The sequence below is a fragment of the Cyanobium sp. Morenito 9A2 genome (genome assembly GCF_024345575.1).
Taxonomy (GTDB): domain Bacteria; phylum Cyanobacteriota; class Cyanobacteriia; order PCC-6307; family Cyanobiaceae; genus ATX-6F1.
The window spans coordinates 69,833-88,349 of record NZ_JAGQBJ010000001.1; the positions used below are offsets into that span (position 1 = coordinate 69,833).

Annotated in this window: 19 protein-coding genes and 1 tRNA gene; 8 read left to right on the forward strand and 12 right to left on the reverse strand. The window is 68.5% G+C overall.

Annotated elements, in window-relative coordinates; all coding sequences use genetic code 11:
- The first annotated feature begins 54 nt into the window (after positions 1 to 54).
- From KBY88_RS00390 to KBY88_RS00400, 3 genes are read left to right on the forward strand one after another with little or no spacing between them, the layout of a single operon-like run.
- Positions 55 to 918 carry an ABC transporter permease gene (locus KBY88_RS00390; RefSeq protein WP_254937919.1) on the forward strand — a complete coding sequence of 288 codons (864 nt, stop codon included), beginning with the start codon at positions 55 to 57 and terminating at the stop codon, positions 916 to 918.
- 10 nt (positions 919 to 928) lie between these two features.
- Positions 929 to 2,269 carry a hypothetical protein gene (locus tag KBY88_RS00395; RefSeq protein WP_254937920.1) on the forward strand — a complete coding sequence of 447 codons (1,341 nt, stop codon included), beginning with the start codon at positions 929 to 931 and terminating at the stop codon, positions 2,267 to 2,269.
- Complete coding sequence (locus KBY88_RS00400) at positions 2,259 to 2,963, forward strand: N-acetylmannosamine-6-phosphate 2-epimerase (protein ID WP_254937921.1); 705 nt, start codon at positions 2,259 to 2,261, stop codon at positions 2,961 to 2,963. Before KBY88_RS00395 ends, KBY88_RS00400 begins: the two co-directional genes overlap by 11 nt.
- 57 nt (positions 2,964 to 3,020) lie before the next feature.
- Here the strand turns inward: KBY88_RS00400 and groL are convergent, their stop codons facing one another.
- Positions 3,021 to 4,676, reverse strand: a complete 1,656-nt coding sequence (gene groL / locus KBY88_RS00405) for a chaperonin GroEL (RefSeq protein ID WP_254937922.1) — start codon at positions 4,674 to 4,676, stop codon at positions 3,021 to 3,023.
- A 125-nt stretch (positions 4,677 to 4,801) separates the two neighbouring features.
- Here groL and KBY88_RS00410 point away from each other — a divergent pair, with 125 nt between their 5' ends.
- On the forward strand, positions 4,802 to 5,050 hold the full coding sequence (locus KBY88_RS00410; protein WP_254937923.1) for a hypothetical protein: 249 nt from the start codon (positions 4,802 to 4,804) through the stop codon (positions 5,048 to 5,050).
- A 33-nt stretch (positions 5,051 to 5,083) separates the two neighbouring features.
- Here KBY88_RS00410 and fabG read toward each other — a convergent pair whose 3' ends face one another.
- The 3 genes from fabG to KBY88_RS00425 are packed head-to-tail and all read right to left on the reverse strand — an operon-like array spanning position 5,084 to position 7,903.
- Positions 5,084 to 5,836: a 3-oxoacyl-[acyl-carrier-protein] reductase gene (fabG, locus tag KBY88_RS00415; RefSeq protein ID WP_254937924.1), complete on the reverse strand. Its 753-nt coding sequence runs from the start codon at positions 5,834 to 5,836 to the stop codon at positions 5,084 to 5,086.
- Positions 5,837 to 5,881: 45 nt separating this feature from the next.
- A complete protein-coding gene (locus KBY88_RS00420) occupies positions 5,882 to 7,021 on the reverse strand; it encodes a potassium channel family protein (protein ID WP_254937925.1) in 1,140 nt (379 codons plus the stop codon).
- 27 nt (positions 7,022 to 7,048) lie between these two features.
- A complete protein-coding gene (locus tag KBY88_RS00425; protein ID WP_254937926.1) occupies positions 7,049 to 7,903 on the reverse strand; it encodes a glycosyltransferase family 9 protein in 855 nt (284 codons plus the stop codon).
- A 79-nt stretch (positions 7,904 to 7,982) separates the two neighbouring features.
- Between KBY88_RS00425 and ispD the strand changes: the two genes are divergently transcribed.
- On the forward strand, positions 7,983 to 8,675 hold the full coding sequence (ispD, locus tag KBY88_RS00430) for a 2-C-methyl-D-erythritol 4-phosphate cytidylyltransferase (protein WP_254938474.1): 693 nt from the start codon (positions 7,983 to 7,985) through the stop codon (positions 8,673 to 8,675).
- Here ispD and KBY88_RS00435 read toward each other — a convergent pair.
- Positions 8,659 to 9,609 (reverse strand): S66 peptidase family protein, encoded by a 951-nt coding sequence (locus KBY88_RS00435; RefSeq protein WP_254937927.1) that lies wholly within the window; start codon positions 9,607 to 9,609, stop codon positions 8,659 to 8,661. The genes ispD and KBY88_RS00435 overlap by 17 nt on opposite strands.
- Positions 9,606 to 10,472, reverse strand: a complete 867-nt coding sequence (locus KBY88_RS00440; protein ID WP_254937928.1) for a 4-hydroxybenzoate polyprenyltransferase — start codon at positions 10,470 to 10,472, stop codon at positions 9,606 to 9,608. The genes KBY88_RS00435 and KBY88_RS00440 overlap by 4 nt, the downstream gene beginning before the upstream one ends.
- Positions 10,473 to 10,586: 114 nt before the next feature.
- Between KBY88_RS00440 and KBY88_RS00445 the strand changes: the two genes are divergently transcribed.
- Positions 10,587 to 12,197: a Ppx/GppA phosphatase family protein gene (locus KBY88_RS00445; RefSeq protein WP_254938475.1), complete on the forward strand. Its 1,611-nt coding sequence runs from the start codon at positions 10,587 to 10,589 to the stop codon at positions 12,195 to 12,197.
- Here KBY88_RS00445 and KBY88_RS00450 read toward each other — a convergent pair.
- On the reverse strand, positions 12,190 to 12,963 hold the full coding sequence (locus KBY88_RS00450; RefSeq protein ID WP_254937929.1) for a helix-turn-helix domain-containing protein: 774 nt from the start codon (positions 12,961 to 12,963) through the stop codon (positions 12,190 to 12,192). The genes KBY88_RS00445 and KBY88_RS00450 overlap by 8 nt on opposite strands.
- A 219-nt stretch (positions 12,964 to 13,182) precedes the next feature.
- Positions 13,183 to 13,254: transfer RNA gene (locus tag KBY88_RS00455), tRNA-Val, on the reverse strand.
- Between the two features lie 92 nt (positions 13,255 to 13,346).
- Between KBY88_RS00455 and KBY88_RS00460 the strand changes: the two genes are divergently transcribed.
- Positions 13,347 to 14,807: an FAD-dependent oxidoreductase gene (locus KBY88_RS00460; protein WP_254937930.1), complete on the forward strand. Its 1,461-nt coding sequence runs from the start codon at positions 13,347 to 13,349 to the stop codon at positions 14,805 to 14,807.
- Here KBY88_RS00460 and cobM read toward each other — a convergent pair.
- From cobM to petC, 4 genes are read right to left on the reverse strand one after another with little or no spacing between them, the layout of a single operon-like run.
- Entirely contained in the window at positions 14,768 to 15,568 is an 801-nt protein-coding gene (gene cobM, locus KBY88_RS00465) for a precorrin-4 C(11)-methyltransferase (RefSeq protein WP_261348356.1), read from the reverse strand. The genes KBY88_RS00460 and cobM overlap by 40 nt on opposite strands.
- The gene (gene lgt, locus KBY88_RS00470) at positions 15,565 to 16,488 is read right to left on the reverse strand and encodes a prolipoprotein diacylglyceryl transferase (RefSeq protein WP_254937931.1); all 924 of its coding nucleotides are present in this window, start codon (positions 16,486 to 16,488) and stop codon (positions 15,565 to 15,567) included. The genes cobM and lgt overlap by 4 nt, the downstream gene beginning before the upstream one ends.
- A 13-nt stretch (positions 16,489 to 16,501) precedes the next feature.
- Complete coding sequence (gene petA, locus KBY88_RS00475; protein ID WP_254937932.1) at positions 16,502 to 17,437, reverse strand: cytochrome f; 936 nt, start codon at positions 17,435 to 17,437, stop codon at positions 16,502 to 16,504.
- A 47-nt stretch (positions 17,438 to 17,484) separates the two neighbouring features.
- Positions 17,485 to 18,021, reverse strand: a complete 537-nt coding sequence (gene petC / locus KBY88_RS00480) for a cytochrome b6-f complex iron-sulfur subunit (RefSeq protein ID WP_254937933.1) — start codon at positions 18,019 to 18,021, stop codon at positions 17,485 to 17,487.
- A gap of 196 nt (positions 18,022 to 18,217) precedes the next feature.
- On the opposite strand from petC, the gene KBY88_RS00485 reads away from it, so the two are divergent.
- Positions 18,218 to 18,502 carry a DUF3067 family protein gene (locus KBY88_RS00485; RefSeq protein ID WP_396102231.1) on the forward strand — a complete coding sequence of 95 codons (285 nt, stop codon included), beginning with the start codon at positions 18,218 to 18,220 and terminating at the stop codon, positions 18,500 to 18,502.
- The last annotated feature ends 15 nt before the right edge of the window (positions 18,503 to 18,517 follow it).

Below are 18,517 nucleotides of genomic sequence, written 5' to 3' on the forward strand. Positions count from 1 at the left end.
CCAGCGCCGGCCCCTTGGTTTGTTGTTCTTCCCTTTTCCCCCCGCCGTCCGCCGATGACCAGCGCTCCTTCGCTTCTGGCCCCAACCCCGAGTCCGGCGGCGGGCCGTTCCGCCCTGGCGGACCTGAGCCAGGAAACCCTGGCCCTCACCAAGCGCCTGTTTCTGCAACTGGCGCGGCGCCCCAGCACCCTGGTGGCCGGAGTGCTGCAGCCCTTGATCTGGCTGGTGCTGTTTGGGGCTCTGTTTGCCAATGCGCCCGCGGGGATGTTGCCCGATGGCCTGAGCTACGGGCGCTTTCTTGGGGCCGGGGTGATTGTGTTCACCGCTTTCAGCGCCGCCCTCAACGCTGGCCTGCCCCTGATGTTCGATCGGGAGTTCGGCTTCTTGAACCGTCTCTTGGTGGCCCCCTTGCGCTCCCGCTTCTCGATTGTGTTGGCCTCGGTGCTCTACATCACCAGCCTCAGCCTTTTGCAGAGCCTGGCGATCATGGGCACCGCTGCACTGCTGGGCTATGGCTGGCCTGGGGGCGCTGGCCTACTGCTTGTGCTCGTCACCCTGCTGTTGCTGGTGTTTGCTGTCACCGCCCTGAGCCTGGGGCTGGCCTTCGCCCTGCCGGGCCACATTGAACTGATCGCGGTGATCTTCGTCGCCAACCTGCCGCTGCTGTTTGCCAGCACCGCCTTGGCACCGATTTCATTCATGCCTCCCTGGTTGGGCTGGCTTGCAGCCCTGAATCCCCTTACCTTCGCGATTGAGCCCATACGTGCGGCCTACGCGGGGGCCTTCTCCCTCTCCGATGTGGTGCTCGTAGCGCCCTATGGCTCCCTGACGGCCTCCACCTGCTTGCTGGTGCTGGCCGTGCTGGCCCTTTCCCTGTTCCTTCTGATCCGCCCTCTGTTGGATCGCAAGCTCTCCTGAGGCCACCCCTGTGATCAGCTCTCTCTCTCTCTTCCGCACCCTCTCCCCACGCCAGGAGGACCTCCGGCAGCGGTTGCTGGCGGCGGTGCGTCAGCGGCAGGGGGAGTTGGTAGCCCGTTTGTCCCTTCAGTGGGTGCACCGCGTGGGGGTGGAAGCCCTAGACCCCTTGATGGCTTCGGTGGCTGATCCAGAAGCGGCCGGCTGGTGGCGTCAGTGCCTGCTCGCGGGGTCGGTGGCCCCTTGGGCCCAGGCCTCCCAGGGCCCGCTTGCGGGGGGACTGGAGGCAGAGCGCTCCGTCCCGGGGGGGGGCTGCGCAGAGGTCCCAGCCTTCGATCGGCCAGCCGCTGAAGTCGCAGCGGTTGCGCAATACGAGCGGCACGAAGAGTCTCCGAGGCCCCGGGCGGACCTTCCCAACCCTGCCTTCCGGCTCGGTGCAGCGCCCGAGGCAGAGGCGCTGCCCCTGGCCGCTGGCGTGGCCCCAAGCGGCATGCCAGCGGTGCCCGAGTTCGCGCACTCCAAGGCCCTTGGCGCGGTTGCCGAGGAGAACACTGGAGACGGCATGGCGGCAGTGAACGTGGCCGAGCCCCTGCCTCTGCCTCTGGCAGAGGCGGCCTTGATCGAAGTGGTGCTCCTGGACGGGCCCGCGGTGTGCGAGAGCAGCGGCGCAACGCTCTCCGCCGGGGTCACGGATTTGGGCGCACCCGTGGTCGTTGGGACTGCGGAGCCCCCTGAGCCAGCGGCCCAGGCCAGCGACGTTGCTGGGGTCGCTCCCTCGCGCCTGGGTCGCTTCGCGCGGTTGCGCCACCTGGTGCGCGATTGCTTTGAAGAGGTGGCCAGCACGTTCCAGGGCCAGGACGAAGAGGGCAACGCTCAACGCGACGACGCTTTCGCCCCCACGCCGGAGCCCTTGCCCCTGGATCGCCCGACCACGGTTGCCCCTGGGGTGGCCCCCCGGCTCGCTGACCCACTCACCTCCGGCCAACGACCCGCTGACCCCGTGCTCGGAGCGACCCTCAACCCGTTCGAGGCGCCTTGGGTGGCCATCGAGGCCACGGTGGAGCACCAGCCCTCAGCGTTGAAGCAGCCAGCGTTGCAACTACCTGCCCAGCAAGAGCCCGTCCAGCAACAGCCACTCCAGCAGCGGTCAGTCCAGGAGCCTTCAGCCGCTGCCCCTGAGGCCCCGATCGGCCCCGTCGGCGCCCCAGCCACCACCACCCGTTTGCCGTACACCCTTAGGCCCGTCAAGGGCGAGAACCGTCCGGCCCCCCCGGCCCCAGCCCATCCGGCCCTCGATCGTCTGCGCGCCTGGCTACCTGACGAAAGGCTCGACGACCAACGCCGTGCCTCCTGAGCGTTCCTCGCGCCTAGGGCGCTCCGCCCTGGGGGGGGGCTTGATCGTGTCGGTGCAGGCACCCGAGGGTTCCCCCCTGCGCCATCCGGATGTGATCGCCGCCATGGCCGAGGCCAGCCTGGCCAACGGCGCGATCGGCGTGCGGCTGGAGAGCCCGGAGCACATCGGCGCCGTGCGTCGCCGCTGTCCCGAGGCGGTGATCATCGGTCTCTGGAAGCGCTCGTTTCCAGGGAGCTCGGTGTACATCACCCCGGGCTGGGAGGAGATCCGCGCTGTCTGGGCCGCCGGCGCCGATGTGGTGGCCCTCGATGCCACCGACCGCCCCCGCCCCGGGGGGGAGCCGCTGGGGGCCTTGATCGAGCGCACCCGCAGGGAACTGGGCGCCTCTTTGATGGCCGACATCGACAGCTTGGCCAATGGCCTGCGGGCGGCTGAACTGGGCTGCCAGTGGGTGGGCACCACCCTCTATGGCTACACCGAGGCAAGCTCTGGTCTCAAACCACCCGCCTGGGGGCTGCTGGCTCCGCTGCGTCAGCGGCTCCCCAGGGAGGTGGCCTTGATCTGCGAAGGCGGCATCGCAGGCCCTGACCAAGCCGAGCGGGCTGTGGCCGAAGGTGCCGATGCCGTGGTGGTGGGCACAGCGATCACGGGGGTGGACCTCCAGGTGGCGGCCTACGTGAAGGCTCTTGCCTGAGCTCTGTCAGTGAGGGAGGGCTCCAACGCGTGTGAGCGCCCTGGAGCCCCCGAGAGCTCACATCATCCCGGGCATGCCCATACCGCCCATGCCACCCATACCGCCCATGCCACCCATACCGCCGTCCGGGGCGGCGGCTGGGGGCTCGGGCTTGTCGGCGATCACGACTTCGGTGGTGATCAGCAGCGCGGCAATCGAGGCCGCATCCTGCAGGGCCAGACGGACGACCTTGGCGGCATCGAGAATCCCCGCGGCCAGCAGGTCTTCGTAGCGGCCGGAACTCGCGTTGAAGCCCAGGTTTTGGCGGGCCACTTCAGCGACCACCACGGCACCGTTCTCACCGGCGTTGGTGGCGATCTGGCGCAGGGGCGCGCTCAGGGCGCGTTGCACGATCTCCACGCCGGTGCGCTCATCGCCGGAGAACTGGGCCGCCAGGCCATCGAGTTCGGACGCCAGCTGGGTCAGCACCGTGCCGCCACCGGCCACGATGCCCTCCTCCACGGCGGCGCGGGTGGCGTTGAGGGCGTCCTCGATGCGCAGCTTGCGGTTCTTGAGTTCCGTTTCGGTGGGCGCCCCCACCTTGATCACAGCCACACCGCCGGCCAGCTTGGCGATGCGCTCGTTGAGCTTTTCCTTGTCGTAGTCGGAGTCGGTGTCCTCCAGTTCGCGCCGGATCGCCGCCACCCGATCGAGCACGGCCTGGTGACGGCTGTCGTGGGCAACGATCGTGGTGGTGTCTTTGCTGATCGTGATTCGGCGCACCCGGCCCAGATCCTCGAGGCTGACCTTTTCCAGGGTCATCGCCTGGTCTTCGCTGATCAAGGTGGCGCCGGTGAGGATGGCGATGTCCTGCAGGGCCGCCTTGCGGCGCTCACCGAAGGAAGGGGCGCGCACGGCCGCCACCTGAAGCACACCGCGGTTCTTGTTCACCACGAGGGTGGCGAGGGCCTCGCCGTTCACTTCCTCGGCCAGGATCACCAGGGCCGAACCGCTGCGGGAGACCTTCTCAAGCACGGGCACCAGATCAGCCAGGGCGCTGATCTTGCGGTCGGTGACCAGCAGAAGGGCGTTCTCGAACTCGGCCACCTGACGGTCGCCGTCGGTGACGAAGTAGGGCGAGGAGTAGCCCCGATCGAAGGCCATGCCCTCGGTGATTTCCACTTCGGTGACCAACGACTTGGATTCCTCCACCGTGATCACCCCGTCGGCGGTCACCCGGGCCACCGCTTCGGCGATCATGCGGCCCACTTCCTCATCGCCACCGGAGCTGACGGTGGCCACCTGGCGGATGGCGTCGCCAGACACCGGCTGGGCCAGGCGCTCGATTCCCGCCACCACCTGCGCTGTGGCCCGCTCGATGCCCCGCCGCAGCACCACCGGGCTGGCACCGGCGGCCACGTTGCGCAGACCCTCCTGCACCATGGCCTGGGCCAGTACGGTCGCCGTGGTGGTGCCGTCGCCGGCCTTGTCCTTGGTTTTGGAGGCCACCTGCTGGATCAGCTTGGCGCCCACGTTCTCGAAGGGATCCTCCAGCTCAATCTCCTTGGCGATCGTGACGCCGTCGTTGACGATGTCGGGGGCTCCGTATTTCTTCTCCAGCACCACGTTGCGGCCGCGGGGGCCAATGGTGACGCGCACCGCATCGGCGAGGGCGTTGACACCCCGCTCCAGGGAAGCGCGGGAGTCGTCACCGAAATTGATCAGCTTGGCCATGCCGAAATGCGGAAAGTGTCCTAGGGCTCAGGCTCCCACAGGGCCTGGCCGCTTCGCAGGGCGGCGTGGGTGGGGAAATCCGAATCGGGCCTCAAGCCAGTGGACGCCCCGATAGGGTCGGTGACATGGACGACATGCTGCAGACCACCCTGGAGAACGTGGTGTCCGACCCGCTGGTGGGGCCGCTGGCTGGACCGCTCTCAGGGCCGAACTACTTCACCTTTCTCCTGGTGGCTGGGCTGGGACTGTTGATGGCACTGGTTTACGTGCCCCTGCGTCTGTTCCTGACGATCACCACCCGCAGCCGCCGGCTGCGGTTGCTTCAGCAGATTCGCCGCCTTCGCGAGGAACTCGGTCAGCCGATCGAGACCTGAACCACCGGGACGATTCCCTCAGGGCCCCACCCTTCAGCGCATGACCAAGCCGCCGTCCACCTGCAGCACCTGGCCGGTCATGTAAGCGCCGGCGGGGTCGGCGGCGAGAAAGCGCACGGCGCTGGCCACTTCCTGGGGTTGACCGAGGCGGGCCAGGGGGATGGCGGCGAGGATCGGCTCTGCCGGCAGATCCTTGGTCATGTCGGTGTTGATGAAGCCGGGGGCCACAGCGTTCACGGTGACGCCCCGACTGGCGAATTCGGCCGCCGTGCTCCGGGTCAGGCCGATCACACCGGCCTTGGCGGCGCTGTAGTTGGCCTGGCCCGGATTGCCCATCAGCCCCACCACCGAGGTGATGTTGACGATGCGCCCATGGCGCGCCTTCAGCATCGACCGACTGACAGCCCGGGTGCAGAGGAAGACGCCGGTGAGGTTGAGATCGATCACGCTGCGCCAGTCGGCGGTCTTCATGCGCATCAGCAAGCCATCGCGGGTGATGCCGGCGTTGTTCACGAGCACGTCCACGGCACCGTGGCGCGCCAGCACCGCCTTCACCATGGCCTCCACTTGCTCCTCATCGGCCACGTCGGCGCCGTGGGCCCAGGCCTCGCCCCCTTCGGCATGGATCTGTGCGACCACCCCTTCGGCGGCGGTCGCGGAAGTGGCGTAGTTCACCACCACCCTGGCTCCGGCACGGGCCAGTTCCAGGGCGATCGCCCGGCCGATGCCACGGCTTGCCCCTGTCACCAGGGCGGTCTGTCCGACCAGGGGGGCGACGGCAGGCATGGACATGGCTGGCAACGGCGGCGGGGGCGATCGTAGGCCGAGGGTTCAGCCCGCCATCAGATCGGTGCCCACCAGGGCGGTGCCCAGCAGGGCCGCGAAGCGCTCCAGCTGCTGCTTGCTGCCCAGGACCACCAGCAGTTGACCCGGTGCCAGGCGCACGTCACCGCCGGGGTTCGCGATCAAGCTGGTGCCTCCCCTCGAGTACGTGCTGCCCCGGTAGCTGTAGGTGTCATTGATCTCAGGTTCCGGCGGACGGATCGCCAGCACCAGAGCGCCGCTGTGGCGTCCGAACTGCATCTCCGCAAGGGTGCGGCCGTTGATGCCTTGCACCAGCTCCGGGCGATCGCTGAGCTGGAACTCCTCCACCTCGCAGTTGGAGCCTGCCAGCAGATCCATGAAGTCCACCGCCAGGGGACGCAGGGCGGTGGCAGCCATGGCCCGGCCACCAGCCACGTAGGGACTCACTACTTGGTCTGCCCCCGCCAGCCGCAGCTTGCGTTCAGCCTCATCGCTGTCGGAGCGGGCGATCAGCCGGCAGTTGGGGGCGATGCCACGGGCGCTGAGCACCACGTAGAGGTTCGCGGCGTTGCTCGGGAGGGCGGCCACCAGGCTGCGGCAGCGGTGGATGCCTGCCTCCAGAAGGGTCTCATCGAGGGTGGCATCGGCCTGGAGCACGGGCAGCCCCAGCGCTTCGGCAGCCTCTTTGCGTCCGGGGTCCATCTCCACCACGAGAAGGGCAACGCCCTCGGAGCCGAGCTTTACGGCGATCTCCCGGCCGATGCGGCCGTAGCCGCAGAGGATCACGTGGTCGTCCATCGATTTCAGATAGCGGCGGAAGCTGCTTTCGCGCAGCCGGCGGAAGTAACCGGACTCACTGAGCCCCAGCAGACTTTGAATGGTGAGCTGCACCACCACCACCCCACCCACGATGGTGAACACCGTGATGGCGCGACCAGCTGGGGTGAGGGGATTGACCTCGCCGTAGCCGATGGTGCTGATGGTGATCAGCACCATCCAGTAAGAGTCACCCCAGTCCCAGCCTTCGACAAAGTGGTAGCTGGCTGCCGAGAGATTGACCACCAAGGCCAGCGCCAGCAGAGGTGCTTGCCAAGGTTTGCCGCCTCGGCTGGAGGGGGCCCGGCGCCGACGAAGGAAGCGCCGCTGGATGTTTTGCGTGGGAAGCATCCGACGGTGCTGTGGGTGGGGAGCCGGTTATCCCAGCCCGAGGGCTTGCAAGGCCTCAGGTACGTCGAGGCGATCCAGGCCCCCGGTTGAACCGATTCCTTGTACTCCCTGGCGCCGGGGAAGTGTGTCGTTGCTGCGACCCAAAGCCACCACGGGAGTGCCGCTGAGCAGGGCCAGTTCGATGGTCATCGGATCGCTGCCCAGGACCACATCGGCCGCCGCCACCTGGGCGGCCCTCTCCACGGGGCCACCTTCACGGCTGGTGTGGAGCACGCGCAGACCGGGAAGCTTCAGCCGCACCTGCTCCGGCAGGGCCTGCCAGTTGGCTGCGGGCCAGTCGCCGGCCTCAGAGCTTGGGGCCAGAAGCAGGGCGGGGCCATCCCCAGCCGGTAGCCCGGCGACCGCCTGCTCCAGCGCCTTACGGGGAAGACTCAGGCGAAAGGCTTCGGCATCCAGGCTGACCCCCAGGGGGCGGAGGTAGGCGTCCAGGGCCTGGTTGGGCCAGCCACCTGTGGAGCGCACCGGCTCGGTGAGCCCGAAGCCACCTTGGGCAATCCGGGTGGGGATGTGGGTCATCGAGAGCATCAGGTTCACCTGGCGCCCCGTGGCGAGGTTGATGCAGGCCTGGAAGTCGGGGTCGCGCACGGAGCCCAGCAGGTTGGCCCAGTCCGCCAGGCTGTTGGCCCCGCCGAAGCAGTCGTCTTCGTCACCGCCGAAGGCGAGCACGCGTTGCAGCTGGGGAAGGAGTTTCCAGACCGGCGCCGAGGCCGTGGGGGCGACCACCTGCACCTGGGCGTTGAGTTGCTCGGCAACGGCGGCCACGGCCGGGAAGGCCTGCAGTTGGGATGCGCTGGATCCGGGGATCAAAAAGAGAACGCGCATCGGGGCGGCAGGGGCAGGCTTGTCACGGCCGGATTGTATGAATCTGATCTTGATTTCTTCCCCACCCCCTGAACCGCTTGTGCATTTACTGATCGCCGCCGCCGGGAGCGGTCGCCGCATGGGTGCCGAGCGCAACAAGCTGCTGCTGAAGGTGGCCGGCCGGCCCGTGCTGGCCTGGACCCTGGAAGCGGCCCTGGCCTGCGCCGCCATCCGCTGGATCGCATTGGTGGGTCAACCGATCGATCGCTCCGAGGTGGAGGACCTGGTGGCCGCCGCTGCCCCGGACCGTCCCGTGCTCTGGGTCGATGGCGGTGACTCCCGCCAGGAGTCCGTCCGCCTGGGGCTGGCAGCCCTGCCACCGGAGGCTGAACACGTCTTGATTCACGATGGTGCCCGCTGTCTGGTGGAGCCCGAACTGCTGGAGCGGTGCGCGTTGGCCGTGCGCCAGGGGCAGGCGGTGATCGCTGCCATGCCCGTGAGCGACACCATCAAGCGCGTGGATGGCGCCGGCACCATCCTCGACACCCCCGATCGCAGCCAACTCTGGGCGGCTCAGACTCCCCAGGGCTTTCCGGTCGAGCGGCTGCGTGCCGCCCATGAGCGGGCCCGCCAGGAGCACTGGACCGTGACCGATGACGCCTCGCTGTTCGAGCGCCTGGGCTGGCCGGTGCAGGTGCTGGTGGCGGAGCCCTCCAACCTCAAGGTCACCACCCCCTTCGACCTGCGCATCGCCGAGGCGGTGTTGGCTGCCCGGATCAGGCCAACAGGCTGAGCCGGCCATTGGAGCCATCCAGGCGCGCGCGGGCCCCCAGGGGCAGGGCGGCGTTGCCGGGGCCGTGGCCCACGTCGAGGCCCCCAAGCACGGGGATGCCGAGGTCGGCGCTGCGCTCTTTGAGCACCTGCTCGGTGCTGAAGCGCTCCTCCCGGCGGCCTGTCTCTGCCCCTTCATCATCGGTCTGGTCTGATTCACCGTCGTCGCTGAAGCGTCCAAAGCCCAGGCCAGCGAGCTGGTGCAGCGCGCCGGTGAGGCGCCAGTGGGTGAGCATGCGATCGACCCGGTAGGGGGCTTCGCCCACGTCTTCGAGCACCAGCACCGCCCCTTGGAGCGGCGGCAGGTGGGGGGTGCCCAGCAGGTGGGTGGCCACGGTCAGGTTGGCCACCAGCAAGGGGCCTTCGGCCACCCCCCCCCGCCACTCCTCGCCGCGCAGATCCTCCAGGGGGGCACCGAAGAGCAGATCGTGCAGCCGCTGGCGGCTCCAGGCGGGCTCTGCCGCCAGGGTGGTGATCAGGGGACCGTGGATGCCCCCGCCGTGGCCTTGGGCCCGTTGGGCCCAGAGCAGGGATGTGACATCGGAGAAGCCCAGCAGCCAGCCAGGCGCAAGATCCAGGGGGTGCTCCAGCAGTCGCGCGGCCCCCCAACCGCCGCGCACGCAGGCGCGCAGGCCGGCAGGGCCCAGTTCCGGGTGAGGTTCGAAATCGGCTCGGCGGTGTTCGTCTTTGCCGGCCAGATACCCCCAGCGGCGCTGGCGATCGAAGCCCCCCTCCGGCTCAAGACCCCAGCTCTCGAGCACGGCCAGCCCGGCTTCCAGTCTCTGGCTATCGGACAGGGCCGAGCTGGCGGCCACCAGCCTCACCCGATCGCCCCGTTTCAGCGGGGTCGGCAGATCCGCTCCGAGCGGGTGGCATTGGGGGAGGGGGCTGCTCATGGCAGGCGGCCCAGCACAAGAGCCAGCAGCAGCAGGGCCCCCAGGCGCACTTGCCGGCCGAAATGCCCGCCATCGAGGCGTCTTGCCTCCCGTTGCATCGCCACCGACGCCACCGCCCACAGGGGCCAGAACAGCGCCCCCACCCCAGCCAGGGCTGCGGCCATCCCCAGCGCTGCGGCGGTGAGGCCGTAGCTGATCGCCACCGCCAGGGGCGCCCGCTCGGCGAGGGTGAGGGCGCTGCTGCGCAGACCCAGGGCCGCGTCGTCGCGGCGGTCGGCCATGGCGTAGACGGTGTCGAACCCGAAGGTCCAGGCCAGGGCGGCGAACCACCCCAGGGCCAGGGGCCAGCCCCCCGCCAGGGAGCCCGTGGCGGCGGCCCAGGGGATGAGCACGGCGAAGCCCCAGCAGAGGGCCAGCACCAGCTGGGGCAGGGCGAACCAACGCTTGGCCGACGGGTAGAGCAGCACCGGCGGTAGGGCGAGCAGGGCCAGCAGCAGACAGAGGCCCCGGCTGGCCGTCGGCAGGGCCAGCTCCACCGCCAGGGCGAAGAGCAGGCAGAGCAACAGCAATAGGAAGGCAGCGGCAACACTCACCCGGCCGCTGGCCAGGGGGCGTCCGCGCGTGCGCTCCACCAGGGGGTCGAAGCGCCGGTCCCAGAGGTCGTTGGCCACACAGCCCGCTCCACTCACCGCCAGACCACCGAGCACGATCCAGCCCACCAGCGCAGCCGGCGGCGGTGCCAGGGGCGTGAGCCAGAGGCTCCAGCCGGCGGGGATCAGCAGGATCAGGCGGCCGCTGGGTTTGTGCCAGCGCAGCAGCTCGAACCAGCCCCGCAGTAACGAACCGTTGCCGGCGCTGGCCATGGACGGGATGGACCCCGGAAGCTGGCGGCACCCTAGGTCGCGCCCCCTGCGGCCTGTTCGGGGTCAGAGGGAGCCGGTGGCAAAGTGACGGCGCGTCCGGGCGATCTGCCCCCCATGCCGGAGCTTGAGCAGCAAAGGGTCTCCGCCAGCGTGGTCTCCGCCAAGAGCCTGCGTCACGTGGCGGCGATCGACATCGGCACCAACTCGATCCATCTGCTGATCGCAGCGGTGGATCCCGTGCTGCGCAGTTTCAGCGTGGTGCTCACCGAGAAGTCCAGCACCCGCCTCGGGGAGCGCGACGAGGACACCGGTGCGCTGTCCCCCGAGGCCATCGAGCGCGCCTTCGTCACTTTGCGCCATTGCCGTGAGCTGGCCGCCAGCCACGGGGTGGAACAGACCGTGACAGCGGCCACCAGCGCCGTGCGCGAGGCCCCCAACGGCCGGGATTTCCTCCAGGCGGTGCAGGAGCAGCTGGGGCTGGAGGTGGACCTGATCAGCGGCCAGGAGGAGGCGCGGCTGATCTACCTGGGTGTGCTCTCCGGGATGGCCTTCGGAGACCAGCCTCACCTGATCCTCGACATCGGAGGCGGCTCCACCGAGCTGATCCTGGCGGACGGCCGTGATGCCCGGGCCCTCACCAGCACCCGGGTGGGGGCCGTGCGCCTGCAGCGGGATTTCGTGCGCGAGGACCCGATGCCCCCCGACCGGCGCTCCTTCCTGACCGCGTTCATCCAGGGCTCCCTCGAGCCTGCGGTCGACAAGGTGAAGCGGCGCCTGGAGCCGGGCGAGACACCGGTGATGGTCGCCACCAGCGGCACCGCCATGGCCCTGGCGGCGATGGCGGCGACCCTCGATGAACGGCCACCGTTGCGGCTCCAGGGATACCGCCTCAGCCGGGAGCGCCTGGATCTCCTCGTGGCCCGGCTGGTGGAGATGACCCCGGAGCAGCGCCGGGCCCTGCCCACCCTCAATGATCGCCGCGCCGAAATCATCGTGCCCGGTGCCCTGGTGCTCCAGACCGCCATGGCGATGCTCGGGGTAAGGGAGTTGGTGATCAGCGAGCGCGCCCTGCGGGAGGGGCTGATCGTCGATTGGATGCTGCGCAAGGATCTGATCGTTGATCGCTTCGCTTTCCAGAGCTCGATTCGCCAGCGCACGGTGCTGCACCAGGCCCAGCGCTTCGGGGTGGATCAGGCCCGCGCCGAGCGGGTGGCGGGCCATGCCATCAGCCTTTACGACCAATCGAGCGGGCTGTTGCATGCCGACGGGGGAGCGGGGCGTCAGATGCTCTGGGCTGCGGCCATGCTGCACGCCTGTGGCCAGCACATCAACATCGGGGCATACCACAAGCACACCTGGTACCTGATCCGCCACGGAGAATTGCTCGGTTACTCCGAGGCCGAGCAGCTGATGGTGGCGGCCATCGCCCGCTATCACCGCCGCGGCCTGCCCAAGAAACGCCACGAGTCCTGGCAGCTGATCGAAGGGCGCAACCAGCGGCGCACGGTGGCCTCCATGGCTTTGCTGCTGCGCTTGGCCGCTTCCCTGGACCGGCGACCCGAACCCCTGATTGGGGATCTGCTGCTGCAACCGGGCGCGGGCAGCGTGAGGATCGCCCTGAAGCCCCTGAGCCCCGAGCTCGATCTGAGCCTGGAACGCTGGAGTCTGCAGGCCTGCGCGCCGGCGGTGATGGAGGCCATGGGCCTCCATCTGGAGGTCACCTGAGCGGGCGCCAGATCACCTCGTTGATCGGCCCGAGCAGGCGGGGGGCGGCTGAGCCAATGCGCACTGTCACCAGATCCGGTCGGCCAGCCAGCACCTTCAGATCCGGATCGGCGGGGAAGCGGCGCTCACCCTTGAGCAAGCCCTCGTAGAGCGGCGGGCCGGAGCCGCTGCGCACGGCAATCCAGCTGCCCTCGGGGCTCGTGAGCACGACGGCCGAGGTCGCTCCAGGGGATGGGGCTGCAGGGGCTGCCGTTCCAGGGCCCCCAGCTCCTTGGGTGGCCGTCAGGGGGGGCGCTGATGGTGCCGGGGCGTTCGGGGTCGACTGCCCTTGGCGCCAGGCGTGGATGCCAAGGCTGGCTGCCAGCACCAGGCCCCCCAGACCCCCTAGGGCCCAAGTCAGGGTCGGCTCTGGGCGTGCGGAGGCGGCGCTGGTGCGTGAGGCCGGCGGCTGTGACTTCAGGGTCTCGGTCGCAGAGGGCGGCCGGGGGAGGGCGCTGGCCCGATCGCCGGCGGTGGCTCCACTGACGGCGGACGTGCCGAAATCGATCCGGCGCAGGGCTTCGATCAGGGGATCGGCTTCCAGCCCCAGGGATGTGGCCACCCGTCGGGCCTGGGCGATGACGAACACCTTCTCGGGCAGGCGTTCGGTGACACCGTCTTCGAGGGCCTGCAATTGCCCCGGGCCCATGTGCAACTGGTCAGCCAGAGCCTTCAGGCTGAGGCCTTTGGCTTCCCGTGCCTCCCGCAGCACGCGGCCCAGCCGCATCAGGGGATCACCCGAAGGGAGCAGAAGGTCGGGTGATGGCTCGGGCACGGAGGTCAGGTTGGCGCGACGGGGGGACAGGCGTCCGGGGAATCACGGCGAGTTTCGCGCGGATTCCCCCGGGGAGCTGTGTAGGGGTTTACGGGATGAAGTGCCGACTCCACAAGAGCCGAGACAACAGAGAAGATGGGGCCCGAAGATGAACTTCAGGCGCACAAATCATGGGCGATACTGGATTCGAACCAGTGACCCCTTCCGTGTGAAGGAAGTGCGCTACCGCTGTGCTAATCGCCCGCACCTCGCCACTATAAAACCCCGTCGTCCCCCCTCGGCGGCCGGGGACGGCGACAAGGAAGAATTGAGGCAGTCCCTCTTCCTGGCTGCGCGTGATCGCCCCGGCTCCCGCCCCCATCACTGATCCGGCGGCCCTCCAGGAGGTGGATGTGCTGATCGTGGGTGGAGGGGTCTGCGGCACCGCCCTGCTGTTCGAGTTGGCCCGCTACACCGATCTGAGCCGGATGACGCTGCTGGAGCGCTACGACCGCCTCGCCCAGGTCAACTCCAAGGCCACCAACAACAGCCAGACGATCCACTGCGGCGACATTGAGACCAACTACAGCTTGGAGAAGGCCCTGAAGGTGAAGCGCACCGCCGACATGATCGTGCACTACGCCGCACTGCTGGGGGAAGAACGGCGGGTGCGCACGGTCTTTCGCACCCCGAAGATGGTTCTGGGCGTGGGGCCGGTTGAGTGCGCCTTCCTGCGGGAGCGCTTCGCGCGCTTCGCCCCCCATTTTCCGGCGATGGAACTGCTGGATAAGGAGCAGATCGCCGCCTGGGAGCCCCAGGTGGCCCTGGTGGAGGGGGTTCCACGCGCCGAAGAGCTGGTGGCGATCGGCATCCGCAGCGCGTACACCGCCGTTGACTACGAGCAGCTGGCGGAGTCCTTCATGGAGCAGGCCATGGCTGCCGTCGCCGGCACCTCTCGCTCCGTGGAGCTGGGGCTTGGGCAGCGGGTGGAGGCGATCACTCCAGAGGGTGACACGTTTGTGGTGGCGGCGCGCTGCGCCCAGGGCCTCCGGCGCTACCGGGCCCGGCACGTGGTGGTCTCCGCCGGCGCCCACAGCCTGCTGATGGCCCAGCAGCTCGGCTTCGGCCTGGAGTACTCCTGCCTGCCGGTGGCGGGGAGCTTCTACTTCACCCCCGACCTGCTCAAGGGCAAGGTCTACACCGTTCAGAACGACAAGCTGCCGTTTGCCGCCATCCACGGCGACCCTGACGTGCGTGCTCCGGGACAGACCCGTTTCGGCCCCACCGCCCTGCTCCTGCCGTTGCTGGAGCGCTACAAGCCCGCCTCCTTCTTTGAATTCCTGAAGGTGCTGCGGCTGGATGGGGCCGTGCTGGCCGTGGTCTGGCAGCTGCTGCGTGTCGCTGACATCCGGAACTACATCCTGCGCAACCTGCTCTTTGAGGTGCCCTGGCTGCGGCGCCGGCTGTTTTTGGCCGATGCCCGCAAGATCGTGCCCGGCCTGCGCCTGGAGGACTTGAGCTTTGCCAAGGGTTTCGGTGGGGTGCGCCCCCAGTTGATCAACAAATCTGAGCGCACATTGATGCTCGGAGAGGCCAGGATTGCCGCCTTGCCCGGTCTGGTGTTCAACGTGACACCCTCCCCAGGGGGCACCTGCTGCCTGGGCAATGCCACCATCGATCTGGAGGCGATCGTGGCGCGGCTGGGTTGTAACTTCGCGCGCGCACGGCTGGCGCGGGAGCTCTACGGCGAAGCTGAGCCGTCAGCGGTGGGCCCCGATCAGCCGGAACGGGGGGAAGCGGCGGCCCTGAACAGGTGATCGTGGCTGGCTGAATAGAGTTTGGAACGGGCGCTGGCCGGTGAACGCAGGGCGGGGCTGACCACGTAGAGGGTGGTGCGGATCAAGCCACGTTCACGGCTTACGGCGGCCATCCGCTCGAGGGGAACCACCTGCAGCCACTGGTCGGGCCAGCTCACCCGATAGCCGATCGCCACGGGAGTGTCGGCTGGATAGTGCTGGAGCAGCTCCGCTTCCACCTCCTCCACATGGCGGGCGCTGAGGTAGAGGCAAAGGGAGGCCCCCAGGGCCGCGAGCCGCCCAAGGGACTCCCGCTCAGGCACACCCGTGCGGCCGCCGGCACGGCTGAGCACGATCGTTTGCACCAGGCCAGGGATGGTGAGCTCGCTCCCCAGGGCGGCGGCCGTGGCCTGGTAAGCGCTCAGCCCCGGCACCACCTCCACGTCCAGACCGGCATCGGCCAACCTGCAGATCTGCTCGGCCAGGGCACCGTAAAGGCAGGGGTCGCCATCGTGCAGCCGCACCACCCTCAGGCCGGCGCGGGCCCGCTCGATGAGCACCGCCATCACCTCCTCCAAGGTGAGCGTGCTGGTGCGGATCGATTCACAGTCCGCCTGGGCCAGGGCGGCGATCTGGGGGGAGACCAGTGAGTCGGTCCAGACGAGCACATCGGCCTGTTCGATCGCCCGGGCGGCCCGCAGGGTGAGCAGGTCTGGGGCGCCGGGACCGGCCCCGACGATACGGACGCTGGGGGCGATGGGCCCTGGGCTGGGGTGGCTCAAGGGGCGGTTCCGTTGCGGTGGGAGGCGACGCCGCTGGGATCGGGCAGGGCACGCTGGCGACCGTAGAGCCACCAGAGGCCGAAGCCCCCGAGGGCCACAAGAATCAGGCTCATCAGCTGGGCCATGCGCAGTCCCCCGTCACAGAAGGGGGGTTGGCCCAGCAGGCAGAGGGGATCGATACGCAGCCCCTCGATCCAGAAGCGGCCAGCGCTGTAGGCGATCAGGTAGACGCAGCTGAGGGCCCCATCGGGCAGGCGGAGCTTGCCTTGTCGGCCGCGCTGGAAGAGCAGCAGCAGCAGGGTGAGCACCCCCACATTCCAGAGCGACTCGTAGAGAAAGGTGGGGTGGAAGCTGCTCTGGCCGAGGAAGGCCGCCGGGCGGTTCGCCAGGGGGATGGCCAGGGCCCAGGGCAGATCGGTGGGCACCCCGAAGGCCTCGGAATTGAAGAAGTTGCCCCAGCGGCCAATGGCCTGGCCCAGGGCCACCGAAGGCACAATCACATCGAGCAGGGCCCAGAAGGGTTGCTTGCGCCAGCGGCAGAACAGGATGATCGCCAGGGTTCCGCCGATCAGGGCCCCATGGATGGCGATGCCCCCCTGCCAGATCTTGAGTGCATCGAGCCAGTTGAGGGAATACTGGCGCCACTCGAAGGCGACGTAGTAGAGCCGGGCGCTGAGCACCGCCGCGAGCACCAGGATCGGCAGCAGATCAGCGATCAGCCCAGCTTCGATGCCGCGCTCGCGGCCAAGGCGGGTCGCCAGGCCCAGACCCGCCAGCACCGCCAGGGCGATCAGCAAGCCATACCAGCGCAGGGAAAAGGGCCCGAGCTGAAACAGCAGGGGCCCAGGGGAGCTGAACAGGGCCAGGGTGGCGGCTGGTGCTGGCAACGACAGGGCAGGAGGCGCGATGGAGAAGCTCAAGCGCGGAGGGAAATCAGATCAGCCCCTCGGCGGCCTGAACCTTCTCGAACTGCTTCTTCTTCAGCACCAGCAGGATCTGGGCCAGGGTGACCGCAGCGAAGAAGGCCAGCAGGCCATAGATCCGCACGGGGTTCTGCAGCACAATTTCCGTGTCCAACTGACCGAACCCACCCACGTTGGGATCGACGGTGAGCGGGGCTCCGGCGGCCACATCATCCCCCTCGGCCACCAAAAGGCTCGGGCCAGCGGGGATGGTCTCGCTGACAATGGACCCATCGGCAGTGGTGATCGCCACGGTGGTGGATCCGTTCTCACCGGGGGTGAGGCTGGCGATGCGGCCGGCGACAGGAGCGGTAAAAGCGTTGTTGTTGGTCTTCTCACCGGTGGGGGTCACCTGCCCCCGGCCCCGGTTGCCGCCCACGTTGATGGAATACTTGCCGAAATGAATGGCTTTGTCGGTGGCGGGATCGGGGGAGAGGATCGGGAAGACGATCTCCTGGTGCTGGTCCCCTGGAAGGGGCCCCACCAGCAGGATGTTGGGGTAGGCGTCGCTGTACTGGGTGTAGTAAACACCCTGGGTTTCTTCCTTGAGCTCATCGCTGAGCCGATCGGTCGGAGCGAGGGTGAAGCCGTCGGGAAGGATCACCACCGCTCCGACATTCAGGCCAGCAGGACTGCCGTCACCGGCCACCTGCTGCACGTTGGTGTCGTAGGGGATTTCGACGGTGGCCTTGAAGACTGTGTCGGGGAAGACAGCCTGGGGAACTTCCACATGGGTGGCTTTCTTGGCCAGGTGGCAGTTGGCGCAGACCAGCTTGCCGGTGGCTTCGCGGGGGTTCTCGTAGTTCTGCTGGGCCCAGAAGGGATAGGCCCAGCTGCTTTGGGGAGCGATCAGCAACACGCCGAAGGCCAGCAGGGAACTGAGCAGAAGGGAGAAGGAACGACGCATGGGGCGGACGGTCAAGCGACGGGAGAGGGGAAGCAGGCTCAGCGAATTCAGGCCCACCAGGGCTTCTCACCGGTGCGGAAATCGGTGTCCGTCCATGGGCTGAGGAAGACGTTGTCGTTTTCGACAGACACCTGGGCCAAGGCCAGGGAGAGGGGCGCCGGCCCGCGCACCACCTTGCCGGTGGCGTCGTACTGGCTGCCGTGGCAGGGGCACTGGAACTTGTTGGCGCCGCTGTTCCAGGGCACCACGCAGCCCAGATGGGTGCAGATGGCATTGATGCCGTAGCTGCCGATGGCGTCGGCCCCTTCCACCAGCAGGTAGGTGGGGTCGCCCTTGAGGCCCTGCACCAGACTGCGGTCGCCTTCCTTGTGGGTGGCGAGCCAGCCGCTGGCGGTGACGGAATTACCGAGTTCGTCCTTGGCGCTCACGCCGCCGGAGCCGCCCACGGCCTTGGGGGGAATGAAGTAGTTGACCACCGGATAGAGGGCCCCGAGGGCCACGCCCGTGATGGACCCGAACGTCAGCAGATTCATGAACTGCCGACGACCCAAGGAGGGCACATCGCTCGCTGGGATCTGGGTCATAGGGGCGTTCCGGTCAGCCGACGCGATGTGCGGACCATTATGGACGTTGCCCTTCCCGTCTCGGTTTTGGCGGCGTCGCGCCGGTGGTTTGCTGCAACATGCTGTTGCGTGAGCCGATTCAACCCTGGCCGTTGACCTGCCTGATCCGATCCCGGCGGAGCCCGCCCCGCCCCTCAGCGCCGAGGAAGTGCTGGCGGTGCTGCGCTCCCGCTGGCGCGCCTCCTACGACCTGCAGGTGGTGCAGCGCCGGGGCCGTCTTTATCTGCAGGTGATGTGGGCCTACCTGGAGCAGCAGTCGTTCCCGCTGGACGCGGAGGGCTATGGGGCACACCTGCAGGAGGTGATCGCCCTGCTCAATGAGCTTGGCGTCGCCGGCCAGGTGCGCCAGTGGCTGCTGACCACCGGAGAACGACCACGGCTGGGCAAGGCCATGGGACTGGCGCTGGAGACGGGCGGCCGGGGAAGCGAGTTTCTGCTGTAGCTCTGGCCTGGGGCC

Excerpts from the sequence above, each read along its gene's own strand:
- KBY88_RS00390 (WP_254937919.1), top strand. The coding sequence starts at position 55 with ATGACCAGCGCTCCTTCGCTTCTGGCCCCAACCCCGAGTCCGGCGGCG.
- groL (WP_254937922.1), bottom strand. The coding sequence starts at position 4,676 with ATGGCCAAGCTGATCAATTTCGGTGACGACTCCCGCGCTTCCCTGGAG.
- KBY88_RS00410 (WP_254937923.1), top strand. The coding sequence starts at position 4,802 with ATGGACGACATGCTGCAGACCACCCTGGAGAACGTGGTGTCCGACCCG.
- fabG (WP_254937924.1), bottom strand. The coding sequence starts at position 5,836 with ATGCCTGCCGTCGCCCCCCTGGTCGGACAGACCGCCCTGGTGACAGGG.
- KBY88_RS00420 (WP_254937925.1), bottom strand. The coding sequence starts at position 7,021 with ATGCTTCCCACGCAAAACATCCAGCGGCGCTTCCTTCGTCGGCGCCGG.
- KBY88_RS00425 (WP_254937926.1), bottom strand. The coding sequence starts at position 7,903 with ATGCGCGTTCTCTTTTTGATCCCCGGATCCAGCGCATCCCAACTGCAG.
- KBY88_RS00435 (WP_254937927.1), bottom strand. The coding sequence starts at position 9,609 with ATGAGCAGCCCCCTCCCCCAATGCCACCCGCTCGGAGCGGATCTGCCG.
- KBY88_RS00440 (WP_254937928.1), bottom strand. The coding sequence starts at position 10,472 with ATGGCCAGCGCCGGCAACGGTTCGTTACTGCGGGGCTGGTTCGAGCTG.
- KBY88_RS00445 (WP_254938475.1), top strand. The coding sequence starts at position 10,587 with ATGCCGGAGCTTGAGCAGCAAAGGGTCTCCGCCAGCGTGGTCTCCGCC.
- KBY88_RS00450 (WP_254937929.1), bottom strand. The coding sequence starts at position 12,963 with ATGCGGCTGGGCCGCGTGCTGCGGGAGGCACGGGAAGCCAAAGGCCTC.
- petA (WP_254937932.1), bottom strand. The coding sequence starts at position 17,437 with ATGCGTCGTTCCTTCTCCCTTCTGCTCAGTTCCCTGCTGGCCTTCGGC.
- petC (WP_254937933.1), bottom strand. The coding sequence starts at position 18,021 with ATGACCCAGATCCCAGCGAGCGATGTGCCCTCCTTGGGTCGTCGGCAG.